The organism is Streptomyces vinaceus (genome assembly GCF_008704935.1).
GTDB classification, from domain to species: domain Bacteria; phylum Actinomycetota; class Actinomycetes; order Streptomycetales; family Streptomycetaceae; genus Streptomyces; species Streptomyces vinaceus.
Map to the genome: position 1 here is coordinate 248,430 of NZ_CP023692.1, position 11,748 is coordinate 260,177.

At 74.0% G+C, this 11,748-nt stretch carries 8 protein-coding genes; 4 read left to right on the forward strand and 4 right to left on the reverse strand.

Annotation, left to right across the window (positions count from 1 at the left end; genetic code table 11):
* Positions 1-108 precede the first annotated feature (108 nt).
* Positions 109-852, forward strand: a complete 744-nt coding sequence (locus CP980_RS01175; protein ID WP_132753147.1) for a beta-phosphoglucomutase family hydrolase — start codon at positions 109-111, stop codon at positions 850-852.
* Positions 849-3,266 carry a glycoside hydrolase family 65 protein gene (locus CP980_RS01180; RefSeq protein WP_150492315.1) on the forward strand — a complete coding sequence of 806 codons (2,418 nt, stop codon included), beginning with the start codon at positions 849-851 and terminating at the stop codon, positions 3,264-3,266. Before CP980_RS01175 ends, CP980_RS01180 begins: the two co-directional genes overlap by 4 nt.
* A gap of 28 nt (positions 3,267-3,294) precedes the next feature.
* On the opposite strand, the gene CP980_RS01185 is transcribed toward CP980_RS01180, so the two are convergent.
* A complete protein-coding gene (locus tag CP980_RS01185) occupies positions 3,295-3,972 on the reverse strand; it encodes a PAS domain-containing protein (RefSeq protein WP_150492316.1) in 678 nt (225 codons plus the stop codon).
* A gap of 151 nt (positions 3,973-4,123) precedes the next feature.
* On the opposite strand from CP980_RS01185, the gene CP980_RS01190 reads away from it, so the two are divergent.
* Positions 4,124-7,393 carry a bifunctional cytochrome P450/NADPH--P450 reductase gene (locus CP980_RS01190; RefSeq protein WP_150492317.1) on the forward strand — a complete coding sequence of 1,090 codons (3,270 nt, stop codon included), beginning with the start codon at positions 4,124-4,126 and terminating at the stop codon, positions 7,391-7,393.
* 319 nt (positions 7,394-7,712) lie between these two features.
* Positions 7,713-8,942 carry a cytochrome P450 gene (locus CP980_RS01195; RefSeq protein ID WP_150492318.1) on the forward strand — a complete coding sequence of 410 codons (1,230 nt, stop codon included), beginning with the start codon at positions 7,713-7,715 and terminating at the stop codon, positions 8,940-8,942.
* 5 nt (positions 8,943-8,947) lie between these two features.
* Here CP980_RS01195 and CP980_RS01200 read toward each other — a convergent pair whose 3' ends face one another.
* The 3 genes from CP980_RS01200 to CP980_RS01210 all read right to left on the reverse strand — a co-directional run bounded on the left by CP980_RS01200 (position 8,948) and on the right by CP980_RS01210 (position 11,704).
* The gene (locus CP980_RS01200; protein ID WP_150492319.1) at positions 8,948-9,949 is read right to left on the reverse strand and encodes an NAD-dependent epimerase/dehydratase family protein; all 1,002 of its coding nucleotides are present in this window, start codon (positions 9,947-9,949) and stop codon (positions 8,948-8,950) included.
* 100 nt (positions 9,950-10,049) lie between these two features.
* Positions 10,050-11,027: a pyridoxamine 5'-phosphate oxidase family protein gene (locus CP980_RS01205; protein ID WP_132753161.1), complete on the reverse strand. Its 978-nt coding sequence runs from the start codon at positions 11,025-11,027 to the stop codon at positions 10,050-10,052.
* On the reverse strand, positions 11,024-11,704 hold the full coding sequence (locus CP980_RS01210) for a hemerythrin domain-containing protein (RefSeq protein ID WP_229907284.1): 681 nt from the start codon (positions 11,702-11,704) through the stop codon (positions 11,024-11,026). The genes CP980_RS01205 and CP980_RS01210 overlap by 4 nt, the downstream gene beginning before the upstream one ends.
* Positions 11,705-11,748 lie beyond the last annotated feature (44 nt).

The window sequence follows — 11,748 nt, forward strand, 5'->3', positions numbered from 1 at the left end:
GGGCGCGTTGCTCCGAACGCCACACCCCCTCAGCCGTACGGGGTACCGCGCCCCTCCCACGGGCGCCGCGGTGCCCGACGGCCGCCGCGTCCTCCTAGCCTCGACGGCATGCTGGGACTCCCCGACCACGTCAGCGCCTGTCTCTTCGACCTCGACGGCGTGCTCACCCGGACCGCGAAGGTCCACGCGGCCGCCTGGAAAGAGATGTTCGACGACTACCTGCGCCGGCGGGCCGACGGAGACGGCTCGCCCTTCGTCCCCTTCGACGCGGTGCACGACTACGACGAGTACGTGGACGGCCGCCCCCGCGAGGACGGCGTCCGCACCTTCCTCGCCTCCCGCGGCATCACGCTGCCCGAGGGCACCGGGAGTGACGGCCCCGACCGGGAGACGGTCCACGGCCTGGGCACCCGCAAGAACGACCTCGTGCTGCGTGCGATCCGCGAGCAGGGGGTGGAGTCCTACGAGGGCTCGGTGGCCTACGTGCGCGCGGTACGCGACGCGGGCCTGCGCCGCGCCGTCGTCTCCTCCAGTGCCAACTGCCGCGACGTGCTGGTGGCGGCCGGCATCGAGGACCTCTTCGAGGGCCGTGTCGACGGCATCACCGTCGCCGAGGAGGGTCTGCGCGGCAAGCCCGCCCCCGACAGCTACCTGGCGGCCGCCCGCCTCTTCGGCGTCGACCCGCGTGACGCCGCCGTCTTCGAGGACGCGCTGGCCGGGGTGGCCGCCGGCAAGGCGGGGGGCTTCGGTTTCGTCGTCGGCGTCGACCGCACCGGCCAGGCCGGCGAACTGCGTGCGCACGGTGCCGATGTCGTGGTCAGCGACCTCTCCGAGCTGCTGGACCGCGGATGATCACTCACGAGAACTTCGCGACCGAGCCCTGGCAGCTGCGGGAGACCGCCCTCGACCTCGACGTCCTCGCGCAGAGCGAATCCGTGTTCGCCCTGTCCAACGGCCACCTCGGCTGGCGCGGCAACCTCGACGAGGGGGAACCGCACGGCCTGCCCGGCTCGTACCTCAACAGCGTCTACGCGAGCCGTCCCCTGCCCTACGCCGAGGCCGGGTACGGGTATCCGGAGTCCGGACAGACGGTCATCAACGTCACCGACGGCAAGATCATCCGGCTGCTCGTCGACGACCACCCCTTCGACCTGCGCTACGGCGAACTCATCTCGCACGAACGCGTCCTGGACTACCGCAGCGGGGTCCTGAGCCGGTCCGTGGAGTGGACCACGCCCTCCGGCCGGACGGTGCGCCTGACCTCGCAGCGCGTGGTCTCCCTCGCACAGCGGGCCGTCGCGGCGATCTCGTACACCGTCGAGACCCTCAACGGGCCGGCCACCGTCGCCGTGCAGTCCGAGCTCGTCGCCAACGAGCAGCTGCCCACGGCCTCCGACGACCCGCGCATGGCCGCGGCCGTCGACTCCCCGCTGCTCCCCGAGGAGCACTACGCGCACGGCACCCGGCTGCGCCTCATCCACTGCACGTCCACCAGCGGGCAGCGCGTCGCGGTGGCGGCCGACCACTTCGTGGACGGCCCCGCGGGCACCGCGTGGGCCGCCGAGAGCGAACCGGACGTCGCCCGCCTGACCGTGACCGCCACCCTCGAACCCGGGCAGCGGCTCGAACTCGTCAAGTTCGTGGCCTACGGCTGGTCGGCGCAGCGCTCCCTGCCCGCCGTCCGCGACCAGGTGGAGGGCGGGCTGGCAGGGGCCCGGAGCACCGGGTGGCAGGGGCTGCTCGACGCGCAGCGGGCCTGCCTGGACGAGTTCTGGTCCCGTGCCGACGTCGTGGTGGAGGGGGACGAAGAGGTCCAGCAGGCCGTCCGGTTCGGCCTCTTCCACCTCTTCCAGGCCTCCGCGCGCGGCGAGCGGCGCCCCATCCCGGCCAAGGGACTGACGGGCACCGGCTATGACGGCCACGCCTTCTGGGACACCGAGTCCTTCGTCCTGCCCGTCCTCACGCACACCGCGCCGTACGGCGTCGCCTCCGCACTCGCCTGGCGGCACTCCACCCTTCCCAGCGCGCTGGAGCGGGCCCGTCAACTGGGCCTGGAGGGGGCGGCCTTCCCCTGGCGCACGATCAACGGCGCCGAGTGCTCCGCCTACTGGCCCGCCGGTACCGTCGCCTTCCACGTCAACGCCGACATCGCCGCGGCCGTCGAGCGGTACGTCTTCGCCACCGGCGACCGGGACTTCCTCCGCGGTCCCGGACTCGACCTGCTGGTGCACACCGCGCGGCTGTGGCGCTCGCTCGGCCACTTCGACGCCGACGGCGTCTTCCACATCGACGGGGTCACCGGCCCCGACGAGTACAGCGCCATCGCACGCGACAACCTCTACACCAACGCCATGGCCCGGCGGAACCTGCGCGCCGCGGCGGACGCCGTCTCGCTCCACCCGGACCGGGCACCGGACCTCGGCGTGAGCGCCGAGGAGGTCGCGGACTGGCGTAACACCGCCGCGCGGACGGCCATCCCGTACAACGAGCGGCTCCGGGTGCACGAGCAGTCCGACGGTTTTACCGACCAGGAGCCCTGGGACTTCGACGGCACCTCCGAGGAGCAGTACCCGCTGCTCCTGCACTTCCCGTACTTCGACCTGTACCGCAAGCAGGTCGTCAAGCAGGCGGACCTGGTCCTGGCGATGTTCACCTGCCCGGACGAGTTCACCGCCGAGGAGAAGGCCCGCAACTTCGCCTACTACGAGCAGCTGACGGTCAGGGACTCCTCCCTCTCCGCCTGCTGCCAGGCGGTGCTCGCCGCCGAGACCGGGCACCTGCGCCTGGCCTGGGCCTATACCCGCGAGGCGGCGCTGATGGACCTGGACGACCTCGAACACAACACGCGGGACGGCCTCCACATGGCCTCGCTCGCCGGGACGTGGATCGCCCTGGTCCAGGGCCTCGGCGGGCTGCGCCGCATCCGTCCGGCCCCGGACGCACCACCGCAGGACCGGCCGTCCGGGAGCCCGCGGGCCGGGGAAGGGGGGGCCGGGGAAGTGCAGGCCCCGGTCCTCTTCGCGCCCCGTCTGCCCTCCTCGCTGACCCGGCTGGCCTTCAACGTCCGTGTCCAGGAACGGCTGGTCCGCGTCGACATGGGCCAGTCGACGGCCCGCTACACGCTCCTGTCCGGTGAGCCCCTCACCGTGATGCACCACGGCACCCCGGTCGCGCTCGCCCCGGACGCACCGGCGGAACTCCCCGTCCCGCCCGCGCCCGACTCCCCCGAACCCCGCCAGCCCAAGGGCCGGGCCCCCGGCACCTGAGACGGGCGGGGCGTACGGAGCCGCCGCCTCAGGGCCGCTCCGGACCCGCCGGCGCGGCACGCGGAGGCCACGCGGCGGGCTCCAGCAGGCCCAGTACGTAGGCGCGGGCGATCAGAGCGGGGCGGTTGGGTACGCCGAGGCGTCGGCACAGGCGGGTCACGTGGTAGTTGACCCCGTCGACGGTGAGGCCCACCTCGCGGGCGATGGCCGACCCGGACGCCCCGGCCGCGACCAGCGGCAGGATGCGCGCCTCCTGCGGACTCAGGCCGCCCGCCGCGTCCTGTGGCGGCTCCGGCCGGCCCGCGTCCGTCTCCTCGGTCAGTGAGACCAGCAGGCGGGGGACGTCGTCCTGCGGGTCGGAGACCGGTTCGACGGTGACCTGGCCCTGCCGGGCCGTTCCCCGTACCTGCCAGGTCACCTCGACCGGGTAGCGGGACCTGCGGCGCGAGCGCAGGGCCTCGTCCAGTCGGCGCAGCTGCCGGTCATTGGTCGGAGTGAGGAGGTCAAGGAGCCGGCGGCCTTCCAGCTTGCCCGGCTGGAGCTGCCATGCGGAGGCGAACGCCGGGTTCGCGCCGAGGATCAGGCCGTGGGCATCGCTGATCGCCAGCGCCACCGGCGCCCTGTCGAAGAGGCTGACGAATCGTGAGCGCCAGGCCGCCGCCGCCTCGTCCTGCGCGTGCCGTGACGGCTGTGTCACGGGCTCCATGGGCCCTCCTCTGCCACGGCCAACTGCCCCCGATCAAGACCCTGAACGCAATACACCCCTACAAGAATAGGTAGTCCTCGTCCGCGATCGGCCCGGCGGCCGCGTCACCGTGGAGACACCACGGATGACGTGACCAGAAGAGGCGGACGCCATGAATGAATCGCACACCACCGGCACCGGGCCCCTCGACGACGGCGCCGCGCACCTGCCGGTCGTCGACGTGAGCGACACGGGAATGACGAGCACCCCGCTGCAGACGGCCATGGGGCACGCGCGCCGGCTCGGTCCGGTCTTCGTCCAGCGCTTCCACGACCGGGAGACCGTGTTCGTGAGCTCGGCGGCGCTCGTGGAGGAACTCTCCGACGAGGAGCGCTTCGTGAAGGGCATCGGCCCGGCGCTGGAGAACGTGCGCGAGGTCGCCGCCGACGGGCTGTTCACCGCGTACAACGACGAGCCCAACTGGGCCAAGGCGCACGACATCCTGCTGCCGGCCTTCGCCCTCACCTCGATGCGCACCTACCACCCGCACATGCTGCGGGTCGCCAAGCGGCTCATCGGCTCCTGGGACGCGCGCTTCGCCGCGGGCTCCGGCGTCTCCGCCCCGGTGGACGTCGCCGAGGACATGACCCGGATGACCTTGGACACCATCGGTCTGTCCGGCTTCGGCTACGACTTCGCCTCCTTCGAGCGTGAGCAGGCGCACCCCTTCGTCCAGGCGCTGGTGCGGGCCCTCGCCCACAGCCAGGCCAAACTCGGCCGGGTGCCCGGCGCGGACCACACCGCCGAGGACGAGGCCTTCGCCGCGGACGCCGCCTACCTGGCCCGTGTCGTGGACGAGGTGATCGAGCGGCGCAAGGCCTCGGGAGACACCTCCACAGACGACCTGCTGGGCCTGATGCTGGGCTCCCCGCACCCCCGCTCCGGCGAGGTGCTCGACGAGGCGAACATCAGGAACCAGGTGATCACCTTCCTGATCGCGGGCCACGAGACGACCTCGGGCGCCCTCTCGTTCGCGCTGTACCACCTCCTGAAGAACCCCGCGGTCCTGCACCTGGCCCAGGCCGAGACCGACGCGCTGTGGGGCGACGACCCGGACCCCGAGCCCGCCTTCGAGGACATCGGCAAGCTGCGCTACGTGCGCCAGGTCCTGAACGAGACGCTGCGGCTGTGGCCGACCGCCGCCGCGTTCGCACGCGAGGCGCGCGCCGACACCGTGATCGGCGGGCGCCACCCGGTCAGGGCGGGGCAGCGGATGCTGGTGCTGACCCCGATGCTGCACCGCGACCCGGTGTGGGGCGACAACGTGGAGGAGTTCGACCCGGACCGGTTCGCCGCCGAGGCGGAGGCCGCCCGTTCCCCGCACGCGTACAAGCCGTTCGGCACCGGGGAACGCGCCTGCATCGGGCGCCAGTTCGCCCTCCACGAGGCGACGATGCTGCTGGGCATGCTGGTCCACCGCTACCGCTTCCTCGACGAGGCGCGGTACGAGCTGCGCATCAAGGAGACGCTCACGCTCAAGCCGGACGGGTTCACGCTGGCCCTGGCCCGGCGCACCCCGGCCGACCGCGCCCGGGGCCGTGCGGCCCTCGGGGCGGTCCTCCCGGCCGGACACGGGGTGGAAGCGGAGGCGCCGGCCACGGGGGCCTCCCCCACCCGGGCCGTTCCCGGTACGAGGCTGACGCTGCTGCACGGGTCCAACTTCGGCACCTGCCGCGCCTACGCGCAGGACCTGGCCGACATGGCGGCGGAACTGGGCTTCGAGACGCGGGTCGCGCCCCTCGACGACCACCGTGACGGCGGCCTGCCGGCGGACGGGCCGCTGGTCGTCGTCGCCGCGTCGTACAACGGACGGCCCACCGACGACGCGGCCGGATTCGTCTCCTGGCTGGCGCAGGCGGGCCCCGGCGCGGCGGAAGGCGTCCACTACGCCGTCCTGGGCGTCGGGGACCGCAACTGGGCCGCCACCTACCAGCAGGTGCCCACGCTCATCGACGACCGGCTCGCCTCGGCGGGTGCGGCGCGGCTGATGGCCCGGTCCGAGGCGGACGCCTCCGGGGACCTCGCGGGAGCGGTACGCGGCTTCACCGCGGGCCTGCGCCGTACGCTGCTGGAGCGCTACGGCGACCCGGCGTCGGTGGCCCCCTCCGGGGAGGCGGAACCCCCCGGCCCGGCGTACGACGTCATCGAGGTCACGGGCGGGCCGCTCGACGCTCTGGCCCGGCGGCACGACCTGCGGCCGATGACGGTGACGCACACCGGGGACCTCGCCGACCTCGGCCACCCGGCGGGCAGGTCGAAGCGCTTCCTGCGCGTCAGGCTCCCCGAAGGCGTCGGCTACCGCACCGCCGACCACCTCGCCGTCCTCCCGGCCAACGACCCCGGGCAGGTGGAGCGGGCGGCCCGGGTCCTGGGCGTGGACCCGGACGCGGTGCTGGACGCCCGGACCCGCCGCCCCGGCCGGACCGCCCTGCCGCTCGACCGGCCCGTCACCGTACGGGAACTGCTCACCCGGTACGTCGAACTCCAGGCGCCGGTGACGGCCGGGCAGGCGGCCGTCCTCGCGGCGCACAACCCGTGCCCGCCGGAGAAGGCCGCGCTGGAACGCATCGCGGCGGGGGCCGGCGAGGCCGCGGGGGCCGATGGAGCCCGCCCGGGAAGCCTGGTGGACCTCGTCGGGGAGCATCCCGCGCTCCAGGGCCGTCTGCCGTGGCCCGTTCTGCTGGAACTGCTGGAGCCGATGCGGCCCCGCCACTACTCCATCTCCTCGTCCCCGTCGGCGGGGCCGGGGCAGGCGGACCTGATGGTCTCGCTCCTGGAAGCCCCCCACCGCTCCGGCCGGGACGGCGTGTTCCGGGGAGTGGGCTCCTCGTACCTGCACCGGGTGCGTCCCGGCGACACGGTCCTCGCCCGGGTACAACCGTGCCGGGAGGACTTCCGCATTCCGCACGACGAGCGGACGCCGGTCATCATGATCGGCGCGGGTACCGGCCTCGCGCCCTTCCGGGGTGCGATCGCCGACCGCCGCGCGCTGTACGCCTCCGGGGCCGAACTCGCCCCCGCGCTCTGCTACTTCGGCTGCGACCACCCCGATGTGGACTACCTCCACCGGGCGGAGCTGGAGGAGGCCGACCGCGAGGGCGCCGTGTCGATGCGTCCCGCCTTCTCGCTGGCGCCCGAAGGCGAGGTCCGCTTCGTGCAGCACCGGATCGAGGCGGAGGGCGAGGAGGTGTGGCGGCTGATCGGGGCGGGTGCCCGCGTCCACGTCTGCGGTGACGGCTCCCGCATGGCCCCGGGCGTCCGCGAAGCCTTCCGGAAGCTGTGCGTCAAGTACGGCGGGCAGGACGCGTCGGCGGCCTCGCAGTGGCTCCAGGACCTGGTGGCACAGGGCCGCTACGTGGAGGACGTCTACGTGGGCGGCTGAGGGCGGCTGTCGGCTCCGGGCGGGCGCCCCTTCCTCGGGTGGCCCGCCCGGAGCCGCCGTCGCACGTCCTCAGTGCCGTGGATGCGCCTCCTGGCCCGTACGCGGCCGGTCGCCGACCGGTCGCATTCACCCGCGGCCACCAGGCGGCCGGGGCCCGGGGCGCGACGTGTCGGACACCGGCCCTTCGGATGGCGGCACGAGGGGGGTGACGAGGCGCCCTACCGGGACCGTCCGGTTTCGGGGAGGATGACGCGGCGCACCGGAGGTCACCCGCGGCCGGTGACCCCCGCCCGGTCCCGACCGTGATCCGGAGGCTCCCGTGGCATCGCACGACGACCAGGCGCGGCGCGACGAGCTGTACCGCGATCCGTACCCGCTCTACGCACGCGCCCGGCGCGCCGAGGGGCTGCTGTACGTACCCGAGTTCGACGCGTGGCTGGTGGCGCGCGACCGGAACGTACGGGAGGTGCTGCTCCGCGCGGAGGACTTCTCCTCGGCCAACGCCCTGCTGCCGGACGTCCCCCTCTCGGAGGCGGCACTGGGCGTCCTGCCCCGGGGCTTCGGACCCCGCCCCACCGTCGTGTCCAGCGACGGCGGCGCCCACAGGCGCCTGCGGGCCCCGTTGAACCGGGGGCTTTCCGGCGCGCGGGTGGCGGCGCTGCTGCCGTACGCCCGGGCCTGCGCCGAAGAGCTGGCGGACGGTATCGCGGCGGACGGGTCCGCCGACCTGGTGGAGGCGTACGCCCGGCGGCTGCCCGGGATGGTGGTCGGGCGGCTGATCGGGCTGGACCCGGCCGACGTACCCGCCGCCGTCCACGGCGGCTACCGGGCCGAGGAACTGCTGTTCCGCCCGCTGCCGCCCGAGGGGCAGGCGGCCGCCGCCGAGGACGTCGTCGCTCTCCAGCACCTGCTGGACCGGTACGTCCGCGACCGCCGCGCCCGGCCCCGCGAGGACATGTGCTCGGCCATGGTGGCCGCCCTGGCGCCCGGTGACGCCGAGCTCACCCTCGAACAGCGCCACGAACTGGTGACGAACCTGCAGAACCTGCTGATCGCCGGATTCCTCACCACGAGCGCCCTCATCGGCACGACGCTGCTGCACCTGCTCGGCGACGAGGGGCGGCAGTGGCGGATGCTGCGCGACGACCCGTCCCTGGTCCCGGCGGCGGTGGAGGAGGCCGCCCGCCACGACACGGCCATCCAGGCGTTCCGGCGGACCACCACCCGGCCGGTGACCCTCGCGGGGACGGAACTGCCCGCGGGGGCCACCGTCATGGTCGCGTACGCCTCGGCCAATCGCGACGAGGAACGGTACGAGCGGGCAGCGGAGTTCGACATCACCCGGCCCGGAAACCGGCAGCACCTCGCCTTCGGGTACGGGCCCCACGGCTGTCCCGGCTCCCGGCTGGCGCGCGAGCAACTGCGCCTGACACTCGATCTGTTCCTGCGCCGCATGCCGGAGCTGCGACTGGACGAGGGCCGGCCGCGGCCACGGATGCGGCCCACGCTGATCCACCGCTCACCGCAGGCCCTGTACGTCACCTGGTGACGCGACTACGCCGGCGCCGCACCACGCCACGCCTCCAGCAGTTCCCGCTCGCGCCCGGCGCTGAGTCCGGCCCGGCGGGGCCGGTCCAGGCCTTGCTCCCGCTCCCAGCGCAGGGTGTCCGCCAGCAGCTCCGCCCGGGGCCGGTGCCGAAGGCCCGCCGCGGCGGCCGCGCGGCCGCCGCGGGCGCTGAAGCCGGCCCAGTCGGGGTCGGCCATCCACATCGCGAGCGACTCGGGGCCCATGAACTGCCCGACCCCCTGCCCGAGCAGCCAGTCGGCGTCGGCCTTCACCAGTGGCCCGGTGTGCCCGCCGATCTCCCGCGACAGGGCGACCCACGCGTCGAACGGCACGATCGGGCCGACCGCGTCGTAGGTCCCGGTCGTGCCCATCTCGGCGCAGTCGAGCAGCCACGCCGCGAGGTCCCGGGCGTCCACCGCCTGCGTCGCGACCTCGGGCGGTGCGGGGACCAGCAGGGGCGCCAGCGGCTCGCGCGCCGCGCGGGCGGCCCAGTACCCGGTGCGGCCGCTGTGGTCACCTGGGCCGCCGATCAGTCCGGCGCGCGCGATGAGGAGCCGGTCCCCCACCGCGGCCGCCGAAGCCTCCTCGCAGGCCACCTTGGCCTGTCCGTACTCCTCTCGGTCCACCTCGTCCCGCTCGGCCGCCGGGAGCAGCGGCGCCGACTCGTCCGCGTCCACCCGCCCGTGCGAGGCGTACGCGCTGACCGAGGACACGTACGACCAATGGCCCGCCCTCGCGCCCAGCGCCGCGAGTGCCCCGCGGACGAAGCCCGGCTGCCACGACACCTCCACGACGGCGTCCCAGTCCCGGTTCGCCAGGCCTTCGTACGCCGAAGGGTCCCGCCGGTCCGCGGCGACGAGCACCGCGCCCTCGGCCACCTCGCCGCTCTTCCCGCGGGCGAGGCAGGTCACCCGATGCCCGCGCTCCAGTGCCTGCCGCGAGACCTCGCGGCCCACCCACGCCGTTCCGCCCAACACCAAGATGTTCATCGGATCACTGAAACACGGACCACGGGCCTGTCCGCCCCGGCTTCGCCGAGGGCAGACAGACCCGCCCGGGAACGGGCCTCCCTCCCGGCCGGCCGCCGGATCAGTGATGCGGGGAACTCATCGGTGGCACGGAGGTCGCACCGATGGCCGCGGGGGCGCGGTCCCGGGCCGCCAGCTCACGGAAGCGGTCCCACTGCACCTTCGGCCGGCGCAGGCCGCGGCGGTCCAGGTACCGGTCGGTGGAGCGCTTGGCGCGGCGCAGGACCCGCAGCGCGTCGGTCGCCCTCCCCGAGCCCATCGGCTCCACCACGGCCGACGGCACCAGGGTCCAACCCGTATCGGTCCGCCGCAGGTCCCCGCGGACGAGAGCGTTGTACATGTGGTTGAGCAACTCGTCGTGACGGTGCACCAGCAGCGCCGCCGGGCCCGGTGCGGGTGCGCAGTCGGACGGAACCTCCACGAGGTAGCCGTCCGCGCTCGGCATCGGCCTGGTACGGGCGAGCACCGGCGCCCCGGAGGCGTCCCGGGCCGACAGCACCGCCGTGGGGAAGCGGGCGAGCTGCGCGGCTCCGGGCAGGGGGGCCGCCCCGGTCACGGGCACCGGCGCGCCCTGCGGCGTCAGCGCGCTCAGCGGCGGCCGAACGGTCACCTGCTCCGGCTCGACGGTGATGAGCAGCCGCAGGTAGTACCAGGACATCAGCGGCCTCATGGCGGGCGAGAGGTACGCGCGGCTGTGCGGTTGCCGTTCGAACAGTGTCCGCCAGTACTCCTCGGCCCCGCGCGGGCCCGTCATGACCTGGTCGGGGCACTCGGCCCGGCCGGCCACGAACAGCTGGGGGGCCGGGTCGAGTCCGCTGCCCGTCGGATCCGAGAGGAGCAGGGCGACGCGGCCGTCGCGACGCACGTTCAGCGCCTTCTGCGAGAACGCGAGGGACGTGGTCAGCAGAAGGGTGCCGTCCTCGCGCCGCGCCACCGCCGTCGGCCACGCGAGGGGGGTCCCGTCCTTGGCGAGGGTGGCGAACTCGCAGGTGCGGTAGGCGTCCAGGACGTCGAGGGGAGCCCGGTCCAGTACCGTCATCGGGCCGTCCCGCCGTCGATCGGGGCCCGCAGGGCACGGCGGTAGGCGGCGTACTGCCGGCGGCCGATCGCCTTCCACAACAGGCGTCCGATGAGCGGGGCCTTGGCGAGGAAGTAGGCCTGCTCCTGGGGTGTCGCCTCTTCGAGGAGCGAGCCGAGCGCGAGCATGAGCTTGTCCCTGGGTACGGTCTCCATGCCGCGCCGTCCGACCTCGTCCCACTCGGCTACGGTCAGGTGTTCCGCGACCAGCGGGAGGACCAGCCGCTCCTCGTCGTCGAGGTGTTCGAGGAGCGCCGAGCGGTGCTCGTCGAGCGCCAGGGCGAGTTCCGTCGCGGCCGCCCGGTCGGCGGTCCGCTGCCACTCGGGAAGCCGGTCGGTCACCGCCGCCAGACTCCGGTCGATCCGTGCGTGCTGTTCCTCCATCCGCGCCACCAGTGCCTCGTCCGCGGCGCGTTCGCGCAGCAGCGGCCAGATCGTCTCGTCCTCGACGGTGTGATGGTGGTGCAGCCCGGTCATGTACTCGGACAGGTGTGTTCCCACCTCGACGGCGCGGGCCGTCCGGCCGTCCGGGACGGCACGGACCAGGCGTGGCAACAAGGCCGACTCGCGGCGGAAGACACGGTGGACCACGACCATTTCGTGGGTGTGGGGACGTGCGGAGGAACTGCTGGGGGTCACGCTCTCTTGCTCCAGTGATCGCATGCGGGCAACGGAGGCCCCAG